Annotated in this window: 22 protein-coding genes; 18 read left to right on the plus strand and 4 right to left on the minus strand. The window is 59.0% G+C overall.

Going from position 1 to position 26,984, the window contains the following annotated elements:
- Nucleotides 1–81: 81 nt before the first annotated feature.
- Entirely contained in the window at nucleotides 82–1,041 is a 960-nt protein-coding gene (locus ACA055_RS27825) for a GlxA family transcriptional regulator (RefSeq protein ID WP_497681458.1), read from the minus strand.
- A gap of 208 nt (nucleotides 1,042–1,249) precedes the next feature.
- Between ACA055_RS27825 and ACA055_RS27830 the strand changes: the two genes are divergently transcribed.
- The 6 genes from ACA055_RS27830 to ACA055_RS27855 all read left to right on the plus strand — a co-directional run bounded on the left by ACA055_RS27830 (nucleotide 1,250) and on the right by ACA055_RS27855 (nucleotide 6,714).
- Nucleotides 1,250–2,194, plus strand: coding sequence for a choline ABC transporter substrate-binding protein (locus ACA055_RS27830; RefSeq protein ID WP_497681459.1), 945 nt, complete (start codon nucleotides 1,250–1,252; stop codon nucleotides 2,192–2,194).
- A 74-nt stretch (nucleotides 2,195–2,268) separates the two neighbouring features.
- Nucleotides 2,269–3,156 (plus strand): 3-dehydrocarnitine:acetyl-CoA trimethylamine transferase CdhC, encoded by an 888-nt coding sequence (gene cdhC / locus ACA055_RS27835; RefSeq protein ID WP_140674841.1) that lies wholly within the window; start codon nucleotides 2,269–2,271, stop codon nucleotides 3,154–3,156.
- Between the two features lie 142 nt (nucleotides 3,157–3,298).
- On the plus strand, nucleotides 3,299–4,264 hold the full coding sequence (locus tag ACA055_RS27840) for an L-carnitine dehydrogenase (protein ID WP_429511716.1): 966 nt from the start codon (nucleotides 3,299–3,301) through the stop codon (nucleotides 4,262–4,264).
- Nucleotides 4,265–4,399: 135 nt separating this feature from the next.
- Nucleotides 4,400–4,876, plus strand: coding sequence for a thioesterase family protein (locus tag ACA055_RS27845; protein WP_497681460.1), 477 nt, complete (start codon nucleotides 4,400–4,402; stop codon nucleotides 4,874–4,876).
- 24 nt (nucleotides 4,877–4,900) lie between these two features.
- A complete protein-coding gene (locus ACA055_RS27850) occupies nucleotides 4,901–6,064 on the plus strand; it encodes a gamma-butyrobetaine dioxygenase (protein WP_497681461.1) in 1,164 nt (387 codons plus the stop codon).
- A gap of 386 nt (nucleotides 6,065–6,450) precedes the next feature.
- Nucleotides 6,451–6,714 (plus strand): hypothetical protein, encoded by a 264-nt coding sequence (locus tag ACA055_RS27855; RefSeq protein ID WP_497681462.1) that lies wholly within the window; start codon nucleotides 6,451–6,453, stop codon nucleotides 6,712–6,714.
- Between the two features lie 100 nt (nucleotides 6,715–6,814).
- Here ACA055_RS27855 and gbdR read toward each other — a convergent pair whose 3' ends face one another.
- Both gbdR and ACA055_RS27865 read right to left on the minus strand, forming a co-directional pair.
- On the minus strand, nucleotides 6,815–7,918 hold the full coding sequence (gene gbdR, locus ACA055_RS27860; RefSeq protein ID WP_007907526.1) for a choline metabolism transcriptional regulator GbdR: 1,104 nt from the start codon (nucleotides 7,916–7,918) through the stop codon (nucleotides 6,815–6,817).
- Nucleotides 7,919–8,449: 531 nt separating this feature from the next.
- Nucleotides 8,450–9,826 (minus strand): L-serine ammonia-lyase, encoded by a 1,377-nt coding sequence (locus tag ACA055_RS27865; protein ID WP_497681463.1) that lies wholly within the window; start codon nucleotides 9,824–9,826, stop codon nucleotides 8,450–8,452.
- 435 nt (nucleotides 9,827–10,261) lie between these two features.
- Between ACA055_RS27865 and ACA055_RS27870 the strand changes: the two genes are divergently transcribed.
- The 3 genes from ACA055_RS27870 to choV all read left to right on the plus strand — a co-directional run bounded on the left by ACA055_RS27870 (nucleotide 10,262) and on the right by choV (nucleotide 13,296).
- Nucleotides 10,262–11,209 carry a choline ABC transporter substrate-binding protein gene (locus tag ACA055_RS27870; RefSeq protein WP_497681464.1) on the plus strand — a complete coding sequence of 316 codons (948 nt, stop codon included), beginning with the start codon at nucleotides 10,262–10,264 and terminating at the stop codon, nucleotides 11,207–11,209.
- 66 nt (nucleotides 11,210–11,275) lie between these two features.
- Complete coding sequence (gene choW, locus ACA055_RS27875; RefSeq protein WP_497681465.1) at nucleotides 11,276–12,121, plus strand: choline ABC transporter permease subunit; 846 nt, start codon at nucleotides 11,276–11,278, stop codon at nucleotides 12,119–12,121.
- Nucleotides 12,118–13,296 (plus strand): choline ABC transporter ATP-binding protein, encoded by a 1,179-nt coding sequence (gene choV / locus ACA055_RS27880; RefSeq protein WP_497681466.1) that lies wholly within the window; start codon nucleotides 12,118–12,120, stop codon nucleotides 13,294–13,296. The genes choW and choV overlap by 4 nt, the downstream gene beginning before the upstream one ends.
- Nucleotides 13,297–13,505: 209 nt before the next feature.
- Here the strand turns inward: choV and ACA055_RS27885 are convergent, their stop codons facing one another.
- Nucleotides 13,506–15,455 carry a BCCT family transporter gene (locus ACA055_RS27885; protein WP_497684502.1) on the minus strand — a complete coding sequence of 650 codons (1,950 nt, stop codon included), beginning with the start codon at nucleotides 15,453–15,455 and terminating at the stop codon, nucleotides 13,506–13,508.
- 379 nt (nucleotides 15,456–15,834) lie between these two features.
- Here ACA055_RS27885 and betI point away from each other — a divergent pair, with 379 nt between their 5' ends.
- The 9 genes from betI to mdtD all read left to right on the plus strand — a co-directional run bounded on the left by betI (nucleotide 15,835) and on the right by mdtD (nucleotide 26,810).
- A complete protein-coding gene (gene betI / locus ACA055_RS27890) occupies nucleotides 15,835–16,428 on the plus strand; it encodes a transcriptional regulator BetI (RefSeq protein ID WP_497681467.1) in 594 nt (197 codons plus the stop codon).
- Nucleotides 16,429–16,538: 110 nt separating this feature from the next.
- Nucleotides 16,539–18,011, plus strand: a complete 1,473-nt coding sequence (betB, locus tag ACA055_RS27895; RefSeq protein ID WP_497681468.1) for a betaine-aldehyde dehydrogenase — start codon at nucleotides 16,539–16,541, stop codon at nucleotides 18,009–18,011.
- Between the two features lie 146 nt (nucleotides 18,012–18,157).
- Nucleotides 18,158–19,861, plus strand: a complete 1,704-nt coding sequence (gene betA, locus ACA055_RS27900; protein ID WP_497681469.1) for a choline dehydrogenase — start codon at nucleotides 18,158–18,160, stop codon at nucleotides 19,859–19,861.
- A gap of 234 nt (nucleotides 19,862–20,095) precedes the next feature.
- Nucleotides 20,096–21,088, plus strand: a complete 993-nt coding sequence (locus ACA055_RS27905) for a hypothetical protein (protein WP_497681470.1) — start codon at nucleotides 20,096–20,098, stop codon at nucleotides 21,086–21,088.
- The gene (locus tag ACA055_RS27910; protein ID WP_497681471.1) at nucleotides 21,088–21,813 is read left to right on the plus strand and encodes an AzlC family ABC transporter permease; all 726 of its coding nucleotides are present in this window, start codon (nucleotides 21,088–21,090) and stop codon (nucleotides 21,811–21,813) included. Before ACA055_RS27905 ends, ACA055_RS27910 begins: the two co-directional genes overlap by 1 nt.
- Entirely contained in the window at nucleotides 21,810–22,154 is a 345-nt protein-coding gene (locus ACA055_RS27915; protein ID WP_497681472.1) for an AzlD domain-containing protein, read from the plus strand. Before ACA055_RS27910 ends, ACA055_RS27915 begins: the two co-directional genes overlap by 4 nt.
- A 229-nt stretch (nucleotides 22,155–22,383) precedes the next feature.
- Nucleotides 22,384–23,826, plus strand: coding sequence for a TldD/PmbA family protein (locus tag ACA055_RS27920; protein WP_497681473.1), 1,443 nt, complete (start codon nucleotides 22,384–22,386; stop codon nucleotides 23,824–23,826).
- The gene (locus ACA055_RS27925) at nucleotides 23,826–25,163 is read left to right on the plus strand and encodes a TldD/PmbA family protein (protein WP_497681474.1); all 1,338 of its coding nucleotides are present in this window, start codon (nucleotides 23,826–23,828) and stop codon (nucleotides 25,161–25,163) included. The genes ACA055_RS27920 and ACA055_RS27925 overlap by 1 nt, the downstream gene beginning before the upstream one ends.
- Nucleotides 25,164–25,382: 219 nt before the next feature.
- Nucleotides 25,383–26,810, plus strand: coding sequence for a multidrug transporter subunit MdtD (gene mdtD / locus ACA055_RS27930; protein WP_497681475.1), 1,428 nt, complete (start codon nucleotides 25,383–25,385; stop codon nucleotides 26,808–26,810).
- The last annotated feature ends 174 nt before the right edge of the window (nucleotides 26,811–26,984 follow it).

Consider the following 26,984-nt stretch of genomic DNA (forward strand, 5'->3'; position numbering starts at 1 on the left):
AACTTCAATGTTAAATGACCCACCGCATTCGCGAGCAAGCCCGCTCCCACATTTTGTCCTGCCTTCAGCTTTGGAAAGCGATCAGACCAACTCCCGCCCATCCCCCAATCGACGCCGATCCTCTCGCGGACACCGCTCAAACCGCGCCCGATAACTGCGGGTGAAATACGACGGCGATTCAAACCCGCACGCAATGCTCACTTCCAGCACACTCATGTCTGTCTGCCGCAATAACTGCCGTGCTTTCTCCAGCCGCAAACGCAGGTAAAAGTTGCTCGGCGTGTCGTTCAAATGCAGGCGAAACAGGCGTTCGAGCTGACGCCGGGTCACTTTGATCGATTCGGCCAACTCAAGTGTGCTGAGCGGCGGTTCGCTGTGTTGCTCCATCTCACCGATAACATGAACGAGCTTCTTGTTGCTGATGCCATAACGCGTGGCGACTTCCATGCGCTGGTGGTCTTTGCGTGGGCGGATGCGGCCGAGTACGAACTGCTCGCTGACCTGGATCGCCAGGTCCGGCCCGTGAGCCTGGCCGATAAGGTCGAGCATCAGGTCGATGGACGCGGTGCCGCCGGCGGAGGTGATGCGGCGGCGGTCGATCTCGAACAGCTCCTGAGTGACGCTGAGCTGCGGGTAGGACTCCTTGAAGGCGTCGATGGCTTCCCAGTGCAGGGTCAGCCGATGGCCGTCGAGCAGACCGGCTTCAGCGAGGACAAAGCTGCCGGTGTCGATGGCGCCGAGGGTCACGCCTTCGTTGTCCAGCCGGCGCAACCAGTGTTCCAACGCCGGGGTGGAGAATTTCAGGGGCTCGAAACCGGCGATCACCAACAAGGTTGCACCTTTCTTCAGCGGTTCCAGCGCCGCATCGGCGTTGACCGACATACCGTTACTGGCCAATACCGCACCACCGTCGGCGCTCAGCACATGCCAGCGATACAGCTCGCCGCGAAAGCGATTGGCGACCCGCAACGGCTCGATGGCCGAAATAAAACCGATGGCCGAGAAACCCGGCATCAACAAAAAGTAGAAATCCTGGGACATGGAGCGCACTCGACTGGCAGGTAACGTGAGGGCGGGAAGCGTGTGGACGTTGATACGCCACTTGCGGATGGCATTCAAGAGCACAGGTCGCAGCAGTGCAAGAGCTGGTCGCCGTAGTGCGCTTTCACGGGGCCTTAGCTGCGTAACTTGGCATCACCGGCACACGAAGATGCCGGAACCCACAATAACGTCTGCCGAGGAACCCGACATGAAACGACTGATCAGCAGCTGTGTTCTCGCACTCAGTGGTACCGCTTTCTTGAGCGCCAGCGTCATGGCGTCCGAACCCGCCTCATGCCAGAACGTGCGCATGGGCGTAGTGAACTGGACCGACGTGATCGCCACCAGCGCGATGGCCCAAGTCCTGCTCGACGGCCTCGGCTACAACACCAAACAAACCAGCGCCTCCCAGCAGATTATCTTCGCCGGGATTCGCGACCAGCGCCTGGACCTGTTCCTGGGCTACTGGAACCCGCTGATGACCCAGACGATTACCCCGTTCGTCGAGGCCAAGCAAGTCAAAGTGCTGGAAGCGCCGAGCCTCAAAGATGCCCGCGCCACCCTCGCCGTACCGACTTACCTCGCCGACAAGGGTCTGAAAACCTTCGCCGACATTGCCAAATTCCAGAAAGAACTGGGCGGCAAGATCTACGGCATCGAACCAGGTTCGGGCGCCAACACCCAGATCAAGGCGATGATCGCCAAGAATCAGTTCGGCCTCGGCAAGTTCCAACTGGTCGAATCCAGCGAGGCCGGCATGCTCGCGGCGGTGGATCGCGCCGTGCGGCGCAAGGAAGCCGTGGTGTTCTTCGGCTGGGCACCGCACCCGATGAACGTCAACGTGCAGATGACCTATCTCACCGGCAGTGAAGACGCCCTCGGCCCGAACGAAGGCATGGCCACGGTCTGGACCGTCACTGCGCCGAACTACGCCCAACAGTGCCCGAACATCGGCCGCCTGCTGAGTAACCTGACCTACACCGCCGAAGACGAGAGCCGGATGATGCAGCCATTGCTGGATCACAAGGACGCCTTCGAATCCGCCAAGCAATGGCTCAAGGATCACCCACAAGACAAACAACGCTGGCTCGAAGGCGTAACCACCTTCGATGGCAAACCGGCGGCTGAAAACCTGAAACTGACGACCAAATAAACCCGATTGAACCACCGACTCGCAGCCCAACCGGGCTGCGAACGGAATCATCACGCCTGCAAGGAACCCGCCTCATGAACCACGACGTCATCATCACCTGCGCACTTACCGGTGCTGGCGACACGACCAGCAAGAGCCCACACGTGCCGGTCACCCCGAAACAAATCGCCGCAGCCGCCGTGGAAGCCGCCAAGGCTGGCGCCACCGTGGTCCATTGCCACGTGCGCAACCCCGAAACCGGCAAGTTCAGCCGCGACGTGGCGCTGTACCGCGAAGTGATGGAGCGTATCCGCGAGGCGGACGTCGACATCATCGTCAACCTCACTGCCGGCATGGGCGGCGACCTGGAAATCGGCGCTGGCGAGAACCCGATGGAGTTCGGCCCGAACACCGACCTGGTCGGCCCGCTGACCCGCCTGGCCCACGTTGAAGAACTGCTGCCGGAAATTTGCACCCTCGATTGCGGCACCCTGAATTTCGGCGACGGCGACACCATTTACGTGTCCACCCCAGCCCAACTGCGCGCTGGCGCCAAACGCATTCAAGAGCTAGGCGTGAAGGCCGAGCTGGAAATCTTCGACACCGGTCACCTGTGGTTCGCCAAACAGATGATCAAGGAAGGCCTGCTCGACGATCCACTGTTCCAGCTCTGCCTGGGCATCCCGTGGGGCGCTCCGGCCGACACCACCACCATGAAAGCCATGGTCGACAACTTGCCGGCTAACGCCGTGTGGGCCGGCTTCGGCATCGGCCGCATGCAAATGCCGATGGCGGCGCAAGCGGTGTTGCTGGGCGGCAACGTGCGGGTCGGGCTGGAAGACAACATCTGGCTGGACAAAGGTGTGCTGGCGACCAACGGCCAACTGGTCGAACGCGCTTCTGAAATCCTCAGCCGCCTCGGCGCCCGCGTCCTGACCCCGGCTGAAGGCCGGGCAAAAATGGGCCTGACCAAGCGCGGGTAACCCAAGCCACACACTTCACCTGTGGGAGCGGGCTTGCTCGCGAAAAGGCCGGTACATCCGCCACATCTTCTGTGACTGACATACCGCTTTCGCGAGCAAGCTCGCTCTCACAATGGATCACCGAACTCTTTAGGAAATCGCCATGAGCTTTATCACCGAAATCAAAACCTTCGCAGCGTTAGGCAGCGGTGTCATCGGCAGCGGTTGGGTGTCCCGCGCCCTCGCCCATGGCCTTGACGTAGTGGCCTGGGACCCTGCGCCCGGTGCCGAAGCGGCCCTGCGCAAACGTGTCGCCAATGCCTGGGGCGCACTGGAAAAACAAGGCCTGGCGCCGGGCGCCTCGCAAGATCGACTGCGCTTTGTCGCGACGATTGAAGAGTGTGTACGCGACGCGGATTTCATTCAGGAAAGCGCCCCCGAGCGTCTGGATCTGAAACTGGAACTGCACAGTAAAATCAGCGCAGCGGCCAAGCCCAATGCACTGATCGGTTCCAGTACTTCGGGCCTGCTGCCGAGCGAGTTCTACGAGAGTTCGACCCACCCGGAACGCTGCGTGGTCGGGCACCCGTTCAACCCGGTTTACCTGTTGCCATTGGTGGAAGTGGTCGGCGGCAAAAACACCGCTCCCGAAGCCGTTCAAGCGGCGATGAAAGTCTATGAATCCTTGGGCATGCGTCCGCTGCATGTGCGCAAGGAAGTGCCCGGTTTTATTGCCGACCGCTTGCTCGAAGCGCTGTGGCGTGAAGCGCTGCACCTGGTCAACGACGGCGTGGCGACCACTGGCGAAATCGATGATGCGATCCGCTTTGGCGCGGGCCTGCGCTGGTCGTTCATGGGGACTTTCCTGACGTATACCCTGGCGGGTGGCGATGCCGGTATGCGGCACTTCATGGCTCAGTTCGGGCCGGCGTTGCAGTTGCCCTGGACCTACCTGCCAGCACCAGAGCTGACCGACAAATTGATCGATGACGTGGTAGACGGCACCAGTGATCAGCTGGGCAAGCACAGCATTTCGGCGCTGGAGCGCTATCGTGATGATTGCCTGCTGGCGGTGCTGGAAGCGGTGAAGACCACCAAGGAAAAACACGGGATGGCCTTCAGCGAGTAATTCCCGGCTTATGGGCCAGCTGGTCTGGCCCCTTCGCGAGCAAGCCCGCTCCCACAAGGACAGCGCAAGACCTGTGGGAGCGGGCTTGCTCGCAAAGACGGCAGTCCAGTCACCCCTCATGTTGGAACCTATACCATGCCAGCCTTGACCACCTACCAAACCAAAATCATCCCCGACTGGGTCGACTACAACGGCCACCTGCGCGACGCCTTCTACCTGCTGATTTTCAGCTACGCCACCGATGCGCTGATGGATCGTCTTGGCATGGACAGCAACAACCGCGAAGCCAGCGGCAACTCGCTGTTCACCCTCGAACTGCATCTCAATTACCTGCACGAAGTGAAGCTCGACGCCGATGTCGAAGTGCACACGCAGATCATTGCCCACGACCAAAAACGGCTGCACCTCTATCACAGCCTCCACTTGGTGGGCGATGACAAAGAGCTGGCGGGCAACGAGCAAATGCTGCTGCACGTCGACCTCGCCGGGCCGCGTTCCGCGCCGTTCAGCGATGCGACCTTGAGCAAGCTGCAAGCCATCGTCACCGAGCAAGCCGACCTGCCTGCGCCCGCCTACATCGGCCGCGTCATCGCTCTACCCCCGGCCAAATAACCATCACACGACAAGGAGATCGCCATGAACACCGCCGCCGCTTTTGCCGACTTCCGTACTTATCCGTTGATCAGCGCGCTTGCAGGCGTGCAGACCCTGGCGGATCGCGTCCTGGTGAAGTGGGCCGACGACCGCGTCAGCCCCTTCCATCATCAATGGTTGCGGGATAACTGCCCGTGCCCGCTGTGCGTCTACACGGTGACCCGCGAACAAGTGCTGGAAATCGTCGACGTCGCAGACAACCTGACACCCGCAGAGACGAGCGTCGATGCTCTAGGCTGCCTCTGCGTCCAGTGGCAGGACGGACACCTCAGCCGGTTCGATCCAGGCTGGTTGCGGGCCCATGCCTATGACGACGAGTCCCGCGCCGAACGCCGCGCCCGCAAACCGAAAGCCAGGCTTTGGCACAGCGATCTACAGTTGCCGGTGTTCGAATACCAGGCACTGATGGACGACAACGATGCCCTGCTGCAGTGGCTATTGGCGGTGCGCGATACCGGGTTGACCCAGGTCCGTGGCGTGCCCACCGAACCCGGCTCCTTGAAACTGATTGCCCAGCGGGTTTCCTTCATCCGCGAGAGCAATTTCGGGGTGCTGTTCAACGTGCAATCCAAGGCCGATGCCGACAGCAATGCCTACACCGCCTTCAATCTGCCGCTGCACAGCGACTTGCCGACTCGGGAGCTGCAACCGGGACTGCAATTTCTGCATTGCCTGGTGAATGACGCCGTGGGTGGCGAAAGTATTTTCGTCGACGGTTTTGCCATCGCCGAAGCGTTGCGCCAGGAAGATCCAGAGTCGTTTAAAAGTCTCTGTGAAATCCCTGTGGAGTTCCGCAACAAGGACCGCCACAGCGACTACCGCTGCCTGGCGCCGATCATCGCCCTGGATGCCTTTGGGCAGGTGTCGGAAATCCGCATGGCGAACTTTCTGCGCGGTCCGTTTGATGCGTCCGTGGAGCAGATGCCGAAGCTGTATCGCGCGTATCGCCGCTTCATTGCCATGACGCGAGAGGCACGTTTTCGGGTGATGACGCGCCTCAATCCCGGCGAGCTGTGGTGCTTCGATAATCGCCGTACCCTCCACGCCCGCAACGCCTTCGACCCCGCCACTGGCGCCCGGCATTTCCAGGGGTGTTATGTCGATCGGGATGAATTGTTGTCGCGCATCCTCGTGTTGCAACGCTAGACCGAGTCATCGTTCTTCGCGAGCAAGCCCGCTCCCACACTTGTCCGCGTTCTCTCAGGGGAATGCGATCGAATGTGGGAGCGGGCTTGCTCGCGAAAGCGGTTTATCAATCAACACAAATCCCTGATTCACAGGCAAAAAAAACCCCGATCAAGCCGTGACAAGATCGGAGCTGAGGAGGGTACTGTTGAGGAGCCGTTGCGCGAGGGTGACCAAACCTTCGTGAAGCCAGCTGAATCCAGTGTGCCCACTCTCTCGCATGGCAAGTTAGCCGAAAACGACCTGTTCATAGGTATTGCGGCCATTGCGACAAATCGTCCTTGCCGCCACCCCGCCCCGCTACGAGAATCGAGCCACGACACCGTTCCCTGAAGAAGGATTGCGTCATGATGCACGCCGATTTGATTGACCAGGAAGACCTGTTGGGCCAGCTGAAATCGTTGGGTTTTCAAGTGCCGAGCGGCGCCACAGCCGAGCAGGCTTGTGAGTGTGCGGTACGAGGCTTGAACGATGAACGGGCGATAGTGCTGCGGACCATGGTCAAGCAGATGTACACCAGCAGCGCGACCATCCTGCCGGCGGTGCGCCAGGCTATCGACAAGCAATTGCTGCCCGCATTGGCGGAGTACCAGCAAAGCCGTAGCGCCTGATAAACCGCCTTCGCGAGCAAGCCCACTCCCCACACTTGATCTGCGTCGTTCACAAATCAAATGTGGGAGCGTGCATGCTCGCGAATGAATACCCCTCGGTCTAGAGCCTTACGCTGGCGAACGTCGATTCGTTCCGCGCCTGGCTCAGCGCCGACAACGGCCCGGACAATGGCGACAGCACCAGCGCTTGCGGCAGCGGCATCATCGCCACTTGCTGCGTGGTGTTGGAACCTACGCGCTCGTCACGCGGCGGAATGCCGAAGTATTCGCGGTAGCACTTGGAGAAGTGCGGTGTAGACACGAAACCACACACCGACGCCACTTCGATGATCGACATCGGCGTTTGCTTGAGCAGTTGCCGGGCGCGGATCAAGCGCAGCTTCAGGTAGTAACGCGACGGCGAGCAATGCAGGTATTTCTGGAACAGCCGCTCGAGCTGACGGCGCGACACGGCGACGTACACCGCCAGTTCGTCGAGGTCGATCGGCTCTTCGAGGTTGGCTTCCATCAGCGCGACGATTTCCTGCAGTTTCGGCTGATTGGTGCCGAGCATGTGCTTGAGCGGCACACGCTGGTGATCCTGCTCGTTACGGATGCGCTCGTAGACGAACATCTCCGAAATCGCCGCCGACAGTTCACGGCCGTGATCGCGGCTGATCAGGTGCAGCATCATGTCCAGGGGCGCGGTGCCGCCGGAGCTGGTGAAACGGTTGCGGTCGAGGGTGAACAGACGGGTGCTCATGGCCACGCGCGGAAACGCTTCCTGCATCGAGGCCAGGCATTCCCAGTGCACGCTGCAATCGAAACCATCCAGCAGGCCGGCGCACGCCAGGGCCCAACTGCCGGTGCAGACCGCACCGAGACGACGCGACTGACGCGCCTGGCTTTGCAGCCATGACACGTGTTCACGGGTCACCGTACGCTGGATGCCGATGCCGCCGCAGACGATGATGGTGTCCAGGGGAGGCGCTTTGTGCATGGAGGCGTCGGGGGTGATCTGCAGACCGTCACTGGCCCAGACCTGACCGCCGTCGACGGTGAGCGTGGTCCAGCGATACAGCTCGCGACCGGACAATTGGTTGGCCATGCGCAGGGGTTCTACTGCGGAGGCCAGAGAAATAAGCGTGAAATTGTCCAGCAGCAAAAAGCCGATGGATTGAGGCGCACGGTTCTGGGGTTGAGCCCCGGAGTTGAACGTCGTCATCGCGGTATCTCCTCACACAAAGCGGGTGATGGCCTCAGGCGGAGGCTCTTGTTATTGCCATCGTTCTCGCGTGGGAGACGGGCTTTGTAATGACAGAGCAATTGCCATGCCTAAAATTGAATGGGTGTTCAATAACTCCTGAAAACGACGTCGCGATGTGTCTAAATATGACGCGCAGGGAGTATGGAATTTAAGTGCCATCAATGGCTGCAAGCGCTCTACCCCGTTGCGTTTGAGCAAATCGGTAGCACTTGTGGGAACAGGGTTGTGCAGGCCCGGAACGAGTGTCACCACAAGCACGGGTGACAAGTGGTCAGGGTCGGTTTGGATCCCTGTCTTCAAACGGACCACTTACCTGTAAGCGACGCGCCAAAACGTGGCGCGTTTTAAATCAGGTGTTCACTTACCGCGCAGTTTTGACTGGTCTGGCGCCTTCGCGAGCAAGCCCGCTCCCACATTGGATTTGTGAACGACGCAGATTTAATGTGGGAGCGGGCTTGCTCGCGAAGCAGGCGAACCGGTATTTCTGACTCAACACTCCACCGCACTCACCGCCAACCCACCCCGCGATGTCTCTTTATATTTGTCATGCATATCAGCACCGGTATCACGCATGGTGCGGATCACCCGGTCCAGCGAAATAAAGTGCTGACCATCACCGCGCAAGGCCATCTGCGCCGCGTTGATCGCTTTCACCGCAGCAATCGCATTGCGCTCGATGCACGGCACTTGCACCAGCCCGCCCACCGGGTCGCAGGTCAGGCCCAGGTTGTGTTCCAAGCCGATTTCCGCCGCGTTGCACAACTGCTCCGGCGTGGCGCCGAGGATTTCCGCCAACCCGGCCGCCGCCATGGCGCAGGCCGAACCGACTTCACCTTGGCAACCGACTTCCGCGCCAGAAATCGAGGCGTTCTTCTTGCACAGAATCCCTACCGCCGCCGCGCTGAGGAAGTAGTCGACCACGTTGGCGTCGGTCACCACTTCGCTGAACTTCATAAAGTAATGCAATACCGCCGGAATGATCCCCGCCGCCCCGTTGGTCGGCGCCGTGACCATGCGCCCGCCGGCCGCATTCTCTTCATTGACCGCCAGGGCGAACAGGTTGACCCACTCCATGGCGCTCAACGTCGAGCCGATCACGTTAGGTTTATTCAGCTCTTGCAGGCTGCGGTGTAATTTCGCCGCGCGACGGCGCACGTTGAGGCCGCCGGGCAGGATGCCCTCGTGCTTGAGGCCTTGCTCAACGCAATCCTGCATGGCCCGCCAGAGGGTCATCAGGCCGGCACGGATTTCCTCTTCGCTGCGCCAGACCTTTTCGTTGGCCATCATCAATTCGGCCACGCGCAGGTTGTGCTGTTTACACAGGCTGAGCAGTTCGACGGCGCTTGAGAAGTCGTACGGCAGCACCGTGCGATCCAGATCCACCACGCCGCTGGAAGCTTGTGCCTCATCGACGACAAAGCCGCCGCCGATGGAATAGTAGGTGTCGCGATGCAGCTCGCCGTCATCGCCCTCGGCGATCAGGGTCATGGCGTTGGGATGGAATGGCAGGTTTTCGTCGATCAGGCGCATATCCCGAGCCCAGATGAACGGGACCGACAAACGACCGTCGAGTAACAGCGTGTCGGTTTCGCGCAGGCTGGCGATGCGGATGCCGATTTGCGATGGATCGATCGCGTCCGGCCACTCGCCCATCAGGCCCATGATCACGGCGTTGTCGCTGCCATGGCCGATGCCGGTGGCTGACAACGAACCATAAAGCTGAACTTCGACTCGACGGACTTGTTCCAAAAGACCCTGCTCGCGCAAACCTTGCACGAACAGCGCCGCAGCGCGCATAGGCCCGACGGTGTGCGAACTGGAAGGGCCAATGCCGATTTTGAACAGGTCGAAAACACTGATAGCCATTACTGCCGAACTCCTGGATGTGCCTGCTCCAGGCGCAAAAGCGCCCGGTGACGGAGCTGCTACGCTCAAGCTGCAATCCGCCGGTATGGCTGCATCATCAGGCTTTTACCGTGTCGTTCGACGTCTGACACCGACGCACTCTTGTCCACAAACGCCGCGGGCGTTTTACGCAGCGTTTTCGCCGTTTTTTTGCGGTTCAGAGCGGCAAACGGGGCTGAAAAAAGCTGTAAACGACGTCACCGACACTGGATGCGACCATCCCTGTACTGGTTACGACGCACCCTGTAGGCGTCAGATTTTCACTGGTACATGATCGTATCGACTCGATTGCAAGGCGCCGTGGTAGAGATGTCTCCAAAACGCCATCCAACCGCAACCTATAAGTGCGGTGGTCCAGTCGGAACACTGCCAAAAAAAACACCAAGGAGTCCATCCATGAAAGGTTCCCCGTCGTTGTTGTTGGCCGCCATGCTGAGTTTGCCGTTACTGGCTCAAGCCGCAGAACCCGCTCAATGCAGCACCGTAAACTTCTCCGATGTCGGCTGGACTGACATTACTGTCACCACCGCCACCACCAGCGTCGTTCTCGATGCCCTGGGCTACAAGACCAAAACCACGATGATTTCCGTGCCGGTGACCTACAAGTCCCTGGCCGACGGCAAGAACATGGACGTGTTCCTCGGGAACTGGATGCCGACCATGGAAAACGACATCAAGGCCTACCGCGAAGCGGGCACCGTGGACACCCTGCGCGCCAACCTGGAAAACGCAAAATACACACTCGCCGTGCCCGAAGAGTTGTATAACAAGGGTCTGAAGGATTTCGCCGACATCGCCAAGTTCAAGAAAGAACTCGACGGCAAGATCTACGGCATCGAGCCGGGTAACGACGGCAACCGTCTGATCCAGAGCATGATCGACAAGGACGCCTTCGGCTTGAAAGCAGCCGGCTTCAAGGTGGTCGAGTCCAGCGAGGCAGGCATGCTCTCGCAAGTCGATCGCGCCCAGCGCCGCAACACCGCCGTGGTGTTCCTGGGTTGGGAACCGCACCCGATGAACACACGTTTCAAGATGAAGTACCTGACTGGCGGCGACGATTTCTTCGGCCCGAATTTCGGTCAGGCAACCATCTACACCAACACCCGCAAGGGTTACGCCCAGGAATGCAGCAACGTTGGACAGTTGCTGAAAAACCTGGTGTTCACCCTCGACATGGAAAGCACGCTGATGGGCAACGTCCTGGACGACAAAATGAAGCCTGACGCGGCCGCCAAGGCCTGGCTGAAAAAGAATCCACAGGTGCTCGATACCTGGCTCGCTGGCGTGACCACCATTGACGGTAAACCAGGCCTGGAGGCCGTGAAAGCCAAGCTCGCGCAGTAATCGCTTACGCCGAGGGAGCGTGCTCCCTCGGGCTGTTTATTTCCTTGCATGCGGACGTTCACTACCATGCTGATTGATCAGAAAATACCCTTAGGCCAGTACATCGCGGGCTTCGTTGAATGGTTGACGCAACACGGCGCCAACACCTTCGACGCAATCGCCGTGTCACTGGAAACGATGATCCACGGCGTGACTTTTGCGCTGACCTGGTTCAACCCGCTGGCATTGATCGGCCTCATCGCGCTATTGGCACACTTCATTCAACGCAAATGGGGACTGACGGTCTTCGTTATTGTCTCTTTCCTGCTGATCCTCAATCTGGGGTACTGGCAGGAAACCATGGAAACCCTCGCCCAGGTGTTGTTCGCTACCCTGGTCTGCGTACTGATCGGCGTGCCGTTGGGCATCGTCGCTGCGCATAAACCGATGTTCTACACACTGATGCGTCCGGTGCTCGATCTGATGCAGACCGTGCCGACCTTCGTGTACCTCATTCCTACCCTGACCCTCTTCGGGCTGGGCGTGGTTCCAGGCCTGATTTCGACGGTGGTGTTCGCGATTGCCGCGCCTATCCGCCTGACCTACCTGGGTATCCGCGATGTTCCCGCAGAACTGATGGACGCCGGCAAGGCTTTTGGCTGCTCGCGCCGTCAGCTGCTCTCACGTATAGAACTGCCCCACGCCATGCCAAGCATCGCGGCCGGTATCACCCAGTGCATCATGCTGTCGTTGTCGATGGTGGTGATTGCGGCACTGGTGGGCGCCGACGGCCTGGGCAAACCCGTGGTCAACGCACTGAACACTGCTGATATCGCCCTGGGCTTCGAAGCAGGCCTGGCGATCGTACTGCTGGCGATCATGCTCGACCGTATCTGCAAACAACCCGAAGCCAAAGTAGGGGGTGACGCATGAGCATTATTCGCTTCGAAGACGTCGACGTGATCTTCTCCAAAGATCCACGCGAAGCCTTGAAACTTCTCGACCAGGGCATGACCCGCGACCAGATCCTGAAAAAGACCGGGCAAATCGTCGGCGTCGAAAAGGCCAGCCTGGACGTCGAAAAGGGTGAAATCTGCGTGCTGATGGGCCTGTCCGGCTCCGGCAAATCCAGCCTGCTGCGCTGCATCAACGGCCTCAACACCGTTAGCCGCGGCAAGTTGTACGTCGAGCATGAAGGCAAGCAGATCGACATCGCTTCCTGTACCCCGGTCGAGCTGAAAATGATGCGCACCAAGCGCATTGCAATGGTGTTCCAGAAGTTCGCGTTGATGCCTTGGCTGACCGTTCGCGAGAACATCAGCTTCGGCCTGGAAATGCAGGGTCGTCCGGAGAAAGAACGGAAAAAACTGGTCGATGAAAAACTCGAACTGGTGGGCCTGACCCAGTGGCGCAACAAGAAACCCGACGAGCTCTCCGGCGGCATGCAGCAGCGTGTGGGCCTGGCCCGCGCACTGGCGATGGATGCCGACATTCTGCTGATGGACGAACCGTTCTCGGCACTCGACCCGCTGATCCGCCAAGGCCTGCAGGACGAACTGCTGGAGCTGCAACGCAAGCTGAGCAAAACCATCGTTTTCGTGAGCCACGACCTCGATGAAGCCCTGAAGCTCGGCAGCCGTATCGCAATCATGAAAGACGGCCGGATCATCCAGTACAGCAAACCCGAAGAAATCGTCCTCAACCCTGCGGACGACTACGTGCGGACCTTCGTGGCCCACACTAACCCGCTGAACGTTTTGTGCGGTCGCAGCCTGATGCGCACGCTGGATAACTGCAAACGCATCAACGGTTCGGTATGCCTCGATCCGGGCGGCGATTCATGGCTGGACCTGGCCGAAGGCAACACCATCAAAGGCGCCCGCCAGAACGGTGCGAGCCTGGACCTGCAGAACTGGATCCCGGGGCAAGCGGTTGAAGGTTTGGGTCGTCGGCCGACGCTGGTGGACTCGAACATCGGCATGCGCGACGCGCTGCAGATTCGCTATCAGACGGGCAACAAGCTGGTGCTGCACGACAACAACAAGGTGGTCGGGATTCTCGGCGACAGCGAGCTGTATCACGCACTGCTCGGCAAGAACCTGGGGTAAGGCAGCAGACACAAAAACGCCGCGAGAGGATCGCGGCGTTTTTGTTTACGGGATATCGGGTCGAACAGCTTTGCGGCTGATGGCCCCTTCGCGAGCAAGCCCGCTCCCACATTGGATTTGTGAACGACGCAGATTTAATGTGGGAGCGGGCTTGCTCGCGAAGAAGACAACGCGGTGCTTCAGACCGAAACACCGCGTCCTATCAAGTATCAGCTATAGACACGGCCAAGGAGCTGCCGATGGCTTTCAAACTGATCGAGCACGTCACGGGTGATCTGATCCTGAGTGAAGCCCATCAAGTCATAATCCTGGCTGCCGTTGTGCAGGTACACCTCGGCGCGGTAGTAACGTGCGCGGGGCTCGTCGGCACTTTCAGCCGAAACTGTTTCGCTCGCCGCCGCCAGATAACCATCCAGGCTTACTTCGTAGACAAACGGATTGCCCTCTTCCATCTCGATCCGCACGCCCATGCAACGCTTGGCCTTGCCCAGCAGCGTTTGCACATCCAGGCCGTGACCGCGCAATTGAACCGCGGCCTCTTCCAGCGCCGGGCTGACTTGCTTGTCCATGAAGCGCTGAACGATCGACTGATTCGGCTGCAGATCCAGCTGAGTCAAACGCTCGCTGAAACCACGACGACCGCGGGCCGCGAGCTCCGCTTGCTCCTGTTCGATCTGCACGTCCTGGCGCATGGCCTTGTGCAAACCGAACATGAAGAACACCAGCACCACCGAGAACGGCAGACCGGCCAGCACCACCATGGTTTGCATGGCTTCGAAGTTGCCGGCGAACAGCAGGCCGATAGTCACCAGGGTGATCACAACCGACCAGAAGATCCGCAACCAGTGCGGCGCATCTTCGTCGACGTTGCCGCCCTTGCACGAAAGATTCGCCATCATCACCGCGCCAGAATCCGCCGGGGTCAGGAACAGCACGAAACCGACGAAAATCGACACGCCGATCACAATCTTCGACGCCGGGTAATGTTCCAGCAACTGATAAATCGCCATCGACGGCTGTTCCAGCGCCGTCTTCCCGAGCTCCACCGCCCCATGGTTCATCACCAGGTCCAGTGCCGAGTTACCGAAGATCGACAACCACGCCAGGGTGAAACCCAGCGGAATCAGCAGTACGCCAGCCACCAGTTCACGCACCGTGCGACCACGGGAGATACGCGCGATGAACATGCCTACAAATGGGGCCCAAGAAATCCACCACGCCCAGTAGAACAGGGTCCACAGGCCCAACCAGCGGTCGGATTTCTCACTGTCGCCTTCGTACACATAGAGGTCGAAAGTCTTCAGCACCACTCCGTTCAGGTAGTCGCCGACGTTCTGCACGAAGCCGTTGAGCAGGTGCAGGGTCGGGCCGAACAGCAAGACGAAAATCAGCAGACCGCTAAACAGCACGATGTTCAGGTTGGACAGACGACGAATGCCGTTTTCCACGCCGGACACCGCTGCGATAGTCGCCACGGTGCTCATCACGATGATCACGATCAGCAGGTTAGTGTTGCTGTGTTCCATGCCAAACAGATTTTCCAGCCCGGACGACACTTGCAGCGAACCGATCCCCAGGTTCGTCACCAGACCCAGCAGGGTCACAAACATGCCAAAGCCGTCCACCGCATGCCCGGCCGCGCCTTTGACCCAACGCTCGCCCACCAGCGGATACAACGCCGAACGCAACGCCAGCGGCTGGTTATGCCGATACGCAAAGTAAGCCACGGCCAGGCCGACCAACGCGTAGATCGCCCAGCCATGCAGGCCCCAGTGCAGGAACGTCAGCTGAACCGCCTGACGGGCGGCGAGGTTGCTGCCGGCCACGCCTTCCGGCGGGTTGAAATAGTGATCCAGCGGCTCGGAAGCACCGAAGTACAGCAGCGAGATGCCGATACCCGACGAGAACAGCATTCCCGCCCATGCGCCGTAGCTGAAGTCCGGGGTGTCGTCCTTGCTGCCCAGCTTGAGCTTGCCGTAGGACGAAAACGCCAGGCCGACCACAAACACCAGGTAAGCGGCGATCACCACCATGTAGTACCAGCCGAAGCTGCGGGACAACCAGGCCTGGGCAATGCCGAGCAATCTGCCGGCCTCTTGCGGGGCGATGATCAGAATGGCGGTCAACAGCAGGATCAACGCGGTAGAGGTGTAAAACACCCAACCGTTGACCGTCACCTTATCGGGTGGGGTCTTTATAAGAGAGGCAGAACTCATGGCACAGATGCTCCGGGCAGTGCGAGAGAAGAACACAAGGCAACGCGTTACCCGACCAATCGGTTAGTTGGCAGCCGACCGGCGGGTGATATAAAGACACCCCGAAAAAAGCCCGAAGCCCGGGGACGCCAGTGCGTATGGGTTTCGAGCAGTTTCGGATGTCGGTTTATCGCCGTTTACACGTAGGAAAAATCTGTAAATCGCGACGATTTGTCGCAGATCTTATTCTTTGTTGATTGAACGTTCAATCAAAACAAAATAGACTGGCCCTTAATCCGATAGACGTTTTTCGCCCATCGGAAGGCCTAAGGAGATGTGCAAGATGCCCAAGGTCGGTATGCAACCCATCCGTCGCCAGCAGTTGATCGAAGCCACATTGCAGGCGGTAGATCAAGTCGGAATGGGGGACGCCAGCATTGCGCTGATCGCCCGTTTGGCCGGTGTCTCGAATGGCATCATCAGTCACTATTTTCAGGACAAGAACGGCCTGATCGCTGCCACGGCGCAGTATCTGATGAGCGTCCTCAGCGAGAACGTCACCGCGCGTCGTCAGGCGCTGGAGGACAACAGCCCGCGGGCTCACCTCCAGGTGATTATCGAAGGCAACTTCGACGCCAGCCAGGTCAATGGCCCGGCAATGAAAACCTGGCTGGCCTTCTGGGCCACCAGCATGCACCACCCGTCTTTGCACAGGTTGCAGCGGATCAACGATCACCGTCTGTATTCCAACCTGTGCTGCCAGTTCCGCCGTGTATTGCCGCTCGATGACGCGCGCAGTGCAGCCCGAGGCCTGGCAGCCCTCATTGACGGTTTGTGGTTGCGCGGCGCGCTGTCGGGAGACGCTTTCGACACCGGGCAGGCGCACCAGATCGCTTACGAATACATGGATTTCCAACTGGCCAAGCAGGTGAGTTAGAGCACACATAAAACGCTCAACCCCTGAACTGCTGCTGATCGGTGTTGCCACAACCTTATGGCATCCCCCCAGTGGCCTACGCCAACCACTTATGCACTTGCGAGGACACTATGGCCCGTTTCGAACTGCAAAAACTCTACATCGATGGCGGTTACTCCGACGCCAGCAGCGACGCCACCTTCGAAGCCATCAACCCGGCTAACGGTGAAGTCCTCGCAACCGTACAACGTGCGACCAAGGAAGACGTTGAGCGCGCAGTGGTCAGCGCCGAAAAGGGCCAGAAAATCTGGGCCGCGATGACCGCCATGGAGCGTTCGCGCATCCTGCGTCGCGCCGTGGACATCCTGCGCGAGCGCAACGATGAACTGGCCGCCCTGGAAACCCTGGACACCGGCAAGTCGTACTCCGAAACCCGCTACGTCGACATCGTCACCGGCGCTGACGTGCTGGAATACTACGCAGGCCTGGTGCCGGCCATCGAAGGCGAGCAAATCCCGCTGCGCACCACTTCGTTCGTCTACACCCGTCGCGAGCCGCTGGGCGTCGTCGCCGGTATCGGCGCGTGGAACTACCCGATCCAGATCGCCCTGTGGAAATCCGCCCCTGCCCTGGCAGCCGGTAACGCAATGATCTTCAAGCCAAGCGAAGTCACTTCCTTGACCACGCTGAAACTGGCCGAGATCTACACCGAAGCAGGCGTGCCCGCTGGCGTGTTCAACGTTCTGACCGGCAGCGGCCGTGAAGTCGGCACCTGGCTGACCGAGCACCCGCGCATCGAAAAAATCTCCTTCACCGGCGGCACCGACACCGGCAAGAAGGTCATGGCCAGCGCCTCCGCCTCGTCCCTGAAAGACGTCACCATGGAACTGGGCGGCAAATCCCCGCTGATCATTTTCGACGACGCCGACCTCGACCGCGCCGCCGACACCGCGATGATGGCCAACTTCTACAGCTCCGGCCAAGTCTGCACCAACGGCACTCGCGTGTTCGTACCGAGCCATCTGAAAGCTGCGTTCGAAGCCAAGATCGCTGAGCGCGTAGCGCGCATCCGCATCGGCAACCCGGAAGACGAAAACACCAACTTCGGCCCGCTGGTCAGCTTCGCCCACATGGAAAGCGTGCTGGGTTACATCGCCAAAGGTAAGGAAGAAGGGGCTCGCCTGCTGTGCGGCGGTACTCGCCTGACCGACGGCGACTTCGCCAAAGGCGCGTTCGTGGCACCGACCGTGTTCACCGACTGCACCGACGAGATGACCATCGTTCGCGAAGAAATCTTCGGCCCGGTGATGAGCATCCTGAGCTACGAAACCGAAGAAGAAGTGATCCGTCGTGCCAACGACACCGACTTCGGTCTGGCCGCTGGCGTTGTCACCAAAGACTTGAACCGCGCTCACCGCGTGATTCATCAGCTGGAAGCCGGTATCTGCTGGATCAACGCCTGGGGCGAGTCCGACGCGAAGATGCCGGTCGGCGGCTACAAGCAGTCGGGCGTGGGTCGTGAGAACGGCATCAGCTCGCTGAACAACTTCACACGCATCAAATCGGTACAGGTCGAACTGGGCGATTACGCCTCGGTTTTCTAAGGCGGCATTTGCTTCGCCTGCGAGGCCGCCTTCGCGAGCAAGCCCGCTCCCACAGGAGCCCCCATTTCAATGTGGGAGCGTGGCTTGCTCGCGATCGAGTGCGAAGCACTCGCCTGACCTGACCAACTTCAAAGAGGGTGCATTCAATGTCCCAAGAATTCGATTACATCATCATCGGTGCCGGCTCGGCCGGTAACACCCTGGCGACCCGTCTGACTGAAGACGAAGGCGTCACCGTCCTGCTGCTCGAAGCGGGCGGCCCGGACTACCGTCTGGACTTCCGTACACAAATGCCGGCCGCCTTGGCGTTCCCGCTGCAAGGCCGTCGCTACAACTGGGCATTCGAAACCGATCCAGAGCCACACATGGATGGTCGCCGGATGGAATGCGGTCGCGGCAAGGGCCTGGGTGGCTCTTCGCTGATCAATGGCATGTGCTACATCCGCGGCAACGCCATGGACTACGACAACTGGTCGAAACTGCCAGGTCTGGAAGACTGGACCTACCTCGACTGCCTGCCGTACTTCCGCAAGGCGGAAGCCCGCGACATCGGCCCCAACGACTACCACGGCGGCGACGGTCCGGTCAGCGTGACCACGCCGAAGGCTGGCAACAACCCGCTGTTCCACGCGATGGTTGAAGCCGGCGTGCAAGCCGGTTACCCGCGCACCGAAGACCTGAACGGCTACCAGCAGGAAGGTTTCGGCCCGATGGACCGCACCGTGACGCCGAACGGCCGTCGCGCCAGCACCGCTCGCGGCTACTTGGACATCGCCAAGAAACGCTCGACCCTGACCATCGTCACCCACGCCCTGACCGACAAGATTCTGTTCGAAGGCAAGCGCGCGGTCGGCGTGCGTTACTTGATCGGCTCAGCTGAAGAACGCGTTGAAGCCCGTGCCCGCAAAGAAGTGCTGCTGTGCTCCGGCGCCATCGCTTCGCCGCAGATTCTGCAACGCTCCGGTGTCGGCCCGGCCGAACTCCTGAACAAGCTCGACATCCCGGTGGTCCACGACCTGCCAGGCGTCGGCGAAAACCTGCAGGATCACCTCGAGTTGTACCTGCAATACGCCTGCACCCAACCGGTCTCGCTGTACCCGTCGCTGCTCTGGTACAACCAGCCGGCCATTGGTGCCGAATGGCTGTTCAACGGCACCGGCATCGGCGCCAGCAACCAGTTCGAAGCCGGCGGTTTCATCCGTACCCGCGAAGAATTCGATTGGCCGAACATCCAGTACCACTTCCTGCCGGTCGCGATTAACTACAACGGCAGCAACGGCGTGAAAGAACACGGCTTCCAGGCGCATATGGGCTCCATGCGCTCGCCAAGCCGCGGCCGCATCCAGGCCAAGTCCAAGGATCCGCGCGAGTACCCGAGTATCCTGTTCAACTACATGGCCACCGAGCAGGACTGGCAGGAATTCCGCGACGGCATCCGCCTGACCCGTGAAATCATGCAACAGCCGGCGCTGGACGCTTTCCGTGGCCGCGAAATCAGCCCGGGCATCGACGTGCAAACCGATGAGCAGCTCGACAAGTTCATCCGCGAACACGCCGAAACCGCGTTCCACCCGTCCTGCTCGTGCAAGATGGGCACCGACGAAATGGCGGTGGTCGATGCCGAAGGTCGTGTGCATGGCATGCAAGCCCTGCGCGTAGTCGACGCCTCGATCATGCCGATCATCACCACCGGCAACCTGAACGCGCCAACGATCATGATCGCCGAGAAAATCGCCGACAAAATCCGTGGCCGCAAGTCATTGCCCCGCAGCACCGCCGATTACTACGTGGCGGGCGATGCACCGGTACGTGGCAAGCCGTTGCGTGATGTGAGCCTGACAGCTCAGTAAAAGTTAGCGCACTTGTTTCAAACAAAACCGTCAACCTCGCTAGGTTGGCGGTTTTTTTTCATCTAGCATAAGCTCATCACCTGAAACAACTAGCATTACACCAAGTAACTAAAAATTTATTATTACAACCCAACAAAACTAGTAACACTTGTATTTACACATGCCTAAAAACCTCCATTACTATCCGCGCCGCGTTTAAGCCGAACGCCGGTAATTTTAATGGAGACCAAGAACATGCGTGAGATCGACCCGATCACAGACGTGAGTTTCTTCCGAGAAAAAATATCCAAAGAAAAAACAATTACTCTGGACTTCAGTTATTTGACTGGCGTCATCGAATCCTGGTGGCACAAGAACAACAATCAAGACACGCACGCCTTAAAAACACAATTGGTTAATCTTTTTCTAACTTACCTGCGCACCGAAGACATTTTTCACTTCGACAAAGTAGGCCTGGCAAATGGAGGCGCCGCCGTCTGTATAAATAATATATTCAGTCTAGACTCGCCAAAACTAGCCTTAACGGTGCATGAGGCTTTGGCCGACCTGTTTCACCTAACTGACATAAAATACGAATACGAAGAACACAAAGCGTTGTTTCTAAAACCCTCTGCAGAAAAATATCGGGAATGGGGCAACGGGCATGGTGATATCACACCGCACTCCGATGATTTATATGAAAACCTGAAGGTTGATTATCTGGCCCTGACTGTTTGCCGCGACATCACAAAAACCCCCACCGCCTATTATTTCCCAAGCGACTTGCTTTGTGAGTTGAACGATGAAGAAATACGCGAATTACTGACGATGCAAGCCGCGTTTATTTCCGGCAAAAACGTCAGCGGTTTGAAAGAACGGGTTCGTCACGTCGTTGAGTATTCCGACATCTACGGCTTTCACTTTTCGCTGGATTTCCGCATTGATTCGCAGAACGGTGAACGGATGCGTGCATTAAATGGCGGCCAACACGTGCTGGACAAAATCCGGGCCGGGTTGCCCAACACAAAAAATCATGTGTCAACGGCCGAAACCGGTACATTCCTGATCGTAGCCAACCACAAGATCCTGCATGCACGCCCGATGCTGAATATCGACGCGAACGAGGCTCGCCAACAAGCACACAACTCGACCTTCAATACTACGCCTCGACTATTGTTCCGAAGCAAAGGCCCTAGAAAGCAATACTACTCGCTGGATGAAACAGCTTACACGCGGGTGGCCCGTTGATGGTTACTGCGGACACACCTGCTCGCTCTTCGGCCGCTAATGTATTTACGGAAGGGGCACGCGATGCAATCACCTTCGGCGTCGCATTCATCTTCCTCTACTTATCGATTGGTATCTTAAGCGCCACGCAATCATTATCTTTAAGCCAGGCCCTTGCAACGACGCTATTAATATTCTCCACTCCGCTGCAGTTCCTGCTAATACAAAACCATAACGATGGATGGATATTGATCCCCATCATCATGGCACTTAATGCTCGCTTCGTACTACTCTCCGCGACACTTGCACCTTATATAAGAAACACCTCAACCATGACAATCATGGCCTCCTTGATTCTGATCACACCGTCGATATTCACTGGATGCGTCACCCGATTCAAACGACGAACCGACCACCCCTTCACTTACTTGATCGGGCTTGGTCTGCCGATATTCATTGTCTCGATTATCTGCACCTATATCGGTTTCATCGCCGGCGCAGAATTAGCCTCACCGATTATCTATGCAACCATGACACTTCTGTTACCACTTCAATTCACCGCCTTGGCCGGTAAGCATTGGCCTCATTATGCGGAAGTATCAAGTTACTGGCTGGGCTTTGTTGGCGCGCCACTACTGGTTTATCTATTCAAGGATTACAGCTTGCTCTGTACGCCTTTTATCATCGGCGGATTGATCGTGCTTATTGAAAACAATTACAAAAAAAGAGGCAGTGTAGCCTCATGACAATCTGGCTTCTTATCGCATTTTCCGCCCTCACCGCCTTCGTATTTCGCGCCCTGCCTTTTGCCTTCAAAAACAGCACTGCACTTACACAAACCCAGGGTTCCTTTTATCGGTTTATCAGCTACAGCGCACAAGCCATGTTGGGGGTCATCATTTACGATACCGCGTTCAACAAGATGGATGCGCTAACACTGATACAGCAGTTTCAAATGCTGGATGCGCTGAAGCTTTCCTTGCTTGTGGGCACCTTCATCGCAGTCGCCAAAACAAAGAAGATCCTGCCTGGTTTCTTTGCAAGTCTATTTATTTATCTGGCAGCGTTCGCCTATCTGAACGGTTGAAAGTTGCTCTTTGCCTGACAGTGAGAATGATCGCGAACAAGCCGCAATGGGGTGTTCGCGAACCTCAATCATCAGCCATCTCGTCACGCGCCCTCTACACTGCGTCACCCCTTCCTACACCGCTCTACCCTTGATCCTACCCCCACGCAGGCCTAATCTAGCGCCACGCAAACGTTTCACCCCCTCGCAATACCGATACGCCGCTACTCCATGCCAAGGAGGTTCCCGAATGTTCGATTTCCACCCCCAGCTCAAGCAGCGCTTCGCTGCCTTGCGCACGGGCGCTGAATTCTTTTCGCTGCGTTATGTGCGCGAGTCCGGCCAGTACCTCTCGGTACGCAAGAACGTCGCCGAACCTCCGAGCCTGAACCGTGACGAAGGCGCGATGCTGACCGTTCGGGTCAACGGCGTCGAAGCCTACGCCGCCACCAATGACCTGTCCCAATCCGGCTTGCAAGCCGCGCTGGAGCGGGCCGAACAACAGGCCCGCCGTCTCAAGCCGCATGCCCTGCTCGACCTGCGCGAGCAAGCCGTCTCCAGTGAGCGCGCAGACTACTTTTCACCGAACCTCGACCAACCATTTCCGTCCCTGAGCGACTGCTACCAACTGCTCGGAGCCGAATCCGCCGCCGTGCCCAAGGACGAGCGACTGGTGAATTGGCAGGTGAGCATCGGTATCACCAACGTCGAGCAGATTTACCTCAACAACGCCGGTGCCGAGCTGCGTCAGGCCCAGCGTTTCGTCTACCCGAGCCTGGACGTCACCGCCTACGACGGCAGCGACAGCCAGACCCGCACCCTGGGCCGCGAGAACTTCGGTCAACAGGGCGGTTTTGATGTGATCAGCCGCTGCGGCCTGGTGGGTGCCGGTCCAAAAATCGCCGAGCAGGCGCTGCAATTGCTGATGGCACCGAACACCCCGCAAGGCCCGCGCGACCTGCTGCTGATGCCCGATCAGATGATGTTGCAGATCCACGAATCCATCGGTCATCCGTTGGAACTGGATCGCATCCTCGGCGACGAGCGCAATTACGCCGGCACCAGCTTCGTCAAGGCAGAAGACTTCGGCCGCCTGCAATACGGCTCCGAATTACTCAACGTGACCTTCGACCCGGACATTCCCGAGCAGCTTGCCAGCTACGGCCATGACGACGACGGCACGGCCGCTAGCAAGCAATTTCTGATTAAAGAAGGTTTGTTGCTGCGACCACTGGGTGGGGCTCTGTCGCAATTTCGGGCCGGCATGGGCGGCGTCGCCAACAGCCGCGCCTGCGGCTGGAACCGTCCACCGATCGACCGCATGGCCAACCTGAACATCGAGCCGGGCGATCAGCCTCTAGAACAGATGATCGGCAATATCGAGCACGGGATTTTGATGAGTACCAACCGTTCCTGGTCCATCGACGATGCACGCAACAAGTTCCAGTTCGGTTGCGAGTGGGGCCAGTTGATCGAAAACGGCGAACTCAAGGGCGTAGTGAAAAACCCCAACTACCGGGCGATTTCCGCGCAGTTCTGGAAAAGCCTCAGCGCCGTGGGCGATGCCAGCACCGTCAAGGTGTTGGGCACGCCGAACTGCGGCAAGGGCGAACCAAATCAGGTGATCCGCGTCGGCCATGCGTCGCCGGCGTGTGTGTTCAGCAACGTTGATGTGTTTGGGGGAGACGCCTGATGAGTACGTCCAAGAATCAGGCCGATGCGTTCAAGGCGCTGGTCAACGGGTTGCGCGAGGCGATTCGCGAGCCGGAGCAATTCACCCTCAGTTACGCCGCCGAGTCGTCGGCCTTCGTGCGTTTCAACCACGCCAAGGTACGTCAGGTCGGTCAGGTGCAGCAGGCGAGCGTCGGTTTCAAGCTGATCAACGAAGGTCGCCATGCCGACTTGAACATCACTCTGGCAGGCGATCCGGAGGTCGACCTTCAGCGTCTGGCCGAAGGTCTGCAACAGTTGCGCGAAACCTTGCCGCTGTTGCCTCAGGATCCGTACCTGCTGCTCAACTACAACGGGTGGCAAAGCAAGAATGTGCAGGAGCATCCGCTGCCGGAGACCGAGCAGGTGATCGCCGAAATCACCCAAGCGGCCGAAGGGCTGGACCTGGTGGGGTTCTACGCCGCCGGCCCGATCAGTCGCGGTTTCGCCAGTTCCTCGGGCGCCTTTGGCTGGCATCAGGCCAATAGCTTCAACTTCGATTTCAGTCTGTTCCATGACAACGGCCAAGCGGTGAAAGCCAGCTACGCCGGGCACGACTGGAGCAGCGAAGGGTTTGCCAGGCGCTTTGCCCAGGCGCGCGAACAGTTGGCGTTTCTAGGCAGACCGCAACGCACCCTCGCGCCGGGTCAGTACCGCGCCTACCTGGCTCCGGCAGCCCTGGGAGAAATCATGGACATGCTGGGCTGGGGCGGCTTCTCGGCGCAGTCGATTGCCAGCAAAAACAGTCCGCTGCAGAAGCTGTACGGTGGCGACAGTTCGTTCAGCCCGTTGGTGTCCGTCGATGAAAAGGTCAGCGGCTCTTTGAGCCCGGCATTCTCCGGCGAAGGTTATCCACGCAGCGATCTGGGGTTGATCGTCGAAGGCAAGGCCGGCGCGCAGATGGTCAGTTCACGCAGTGCCGCCGAGTACGGTCTCACCGCCAACGGCGCCAGCGGTGGCGAAATGCCGAGCGCGTTGAACATGGCGGCCGGTTCATTGCCCGAGGCTGAAATCCTCAAGCAATTGGGCACGGGGCTGTACATCAGCAACCTGTGGTACCTGAACTACTCGGACCAACCGGCCGCGCGCCTGACCGGCATGACGCGGTTTGCGACCTTCTGGGTCGAGAACGGAGAGATTCAGGCACCGGTGAGCACCATGCGCTTCGATGACAGTGCTTACAGTTTGCTGGGATCGCAGCTGGAAGCGTTGACCGAGGAGCGGGAATTGCTGCTCTCGGCCAGTACTTACAGTCAGCGGGCGACGGCCTCGGCGTTGTTGCCAGGGGCACTGGTCAGCCGATTAACCCTTACGTTGTAAAAACAAATCCCCGGCATACAGGGGACCCTGTGGGAGCGGGCTTGCTCGCGAAGAGGTCATCACATTCAACATCAATGTTGACTGATCCACCGCTTTCGCGAGCAAGCCCGCTCCCACAGGATTGCGTTTGACTCACCGGCATGTGGGCAAGCTCCCTCGCCACTTGGCCTGTGATCCGCAATGACCTTGCATTAACAACTTCTACCCACAAGAGGTCCCATGCCCAACCGCCCGCCTCTCGACGCTGTCACCGCCCGCTGGGTACCGTGGGTCGTCGCCATTGCCTTCTTCATGCAGTCCCTCGACGGGACGATCCTCAACACCGCCCTGCCCGCCATGGCCCGCGACCTGGCGGAAGATCCATTGCGCATGCAGGGCGTCATCATTGCCTACATGCTCACCGTCGCCTTGCTGATCCCCGCTTCGGGCTGGATCGCCGACCGTTTCGGCACCAAGAAAATCTTCTTCAGTGCGATCCTGTTGTTCAGCATCGGTTCGCTGCTCTGCGCACTGTCGAGCACCCTGAGCATGCTGATCGGTGCCCGAGTGATTCAGGGCCTGGGCGGTGCGTTGATGCTGCCGGTCGGGCGACTGGTAGTGCTGCGCGCCTACCCGCGTTCGGAGCTGGTGCGGATCATGGGTTTCATCACCATTCCCGGCCTGCTCGGCCCGTTGCTCGGCCCGACGACCGGTGGCTGGATGGTTCAGTACCTGTCGTGGCACTGGATCTTCCTGATCAACTTGCCCGTGGGGGTAATCGGTTGCTACGCGGTGTGGAAATTCATTCCCGACCTGCGTGGCACTGAGCGCACGCGTTTCGACAGCCTGGGCTTTTTGCTGTTCGGCGCGGCGATGGTGCTGATCACCATCGCCATGGAAGGCCTCGGTGAATTGCACCTGCCGCACTTGCGCGTGATGTTGCTGCTGTTTGGCGGCATGGCGTGTCTGGCCGCGTATTGGCTTCGTGCGGGGCACATTGATAATCCGCTGTTCGCACCGTCGCTGTTCAAGACCCGAACCTTCGCCGTGGGCATTCTCGGCAACCTGTTCGCCCGTCTGGGCAGCGGCGCCCTGCCGTTTCTCGTGCCGTTGCTGCTGCAAGTGGCACTCGGTTATTCGCCGTCCCAGGCCGGGATGAGTATGCTGCCGCTGGCGGCGGCAGCGATGGTCGCCAAGTCGGTGGCGCGGCCGCTAATTGAGCGTTTGGGCTATCGCATCGTCCTCACCGGCAACACGTTGGCACTGGGGCTCATGTTGGCAAGCATGGGGCTGGTCAGCGAGCAGACGCCGTACTGGCTGCTGCTGGTGATGCTATCGATTCTCGGCGCGATCAACTCCTTGCAGTTCACCGCAATGAACACCGTAACCCTGATCGACCTCGACGACGCCAGCGCCAGCAGCGGCAACAGCTTGCTGTCGGTGGTCGCGCAATTGTCCTTGAGCCTGGGCGTGGCCTGCGCGGGCGCTCTGCTCGGCGGCTTCACGGCAGAGGTCGGCAATGATGGCGTGGACACGGTTTTAGGCGCGTTCCAGCTGACCTTCGTCACCGTCGGCATCATGGCGATGCTGGCTGCCACGATCTTCTCGCAACTCTCAAAGGAAGACGGACGGCGCGTCAAGAGACCGGAAGAACACATCGAGCCTTAGTTTCCAAACGAGAAGTGCCTGCGCTCGACCATGCTGCGTTGAAAACAGGCTCGGAATGCTCATTGACTAAAGTCAACTCCGCTTCCTCGCCTGTTTTCGCCTTGCCTGGCCTTCGCTCGGCGACTTCTCGTCTGGAAACTACGGGCGAATGGCCATGGGACTGATACACTGCGC

The sequence above is a fragment of the Pseudomonas sp. LBUM1657 genome (genome assembly GCF_059716075.1).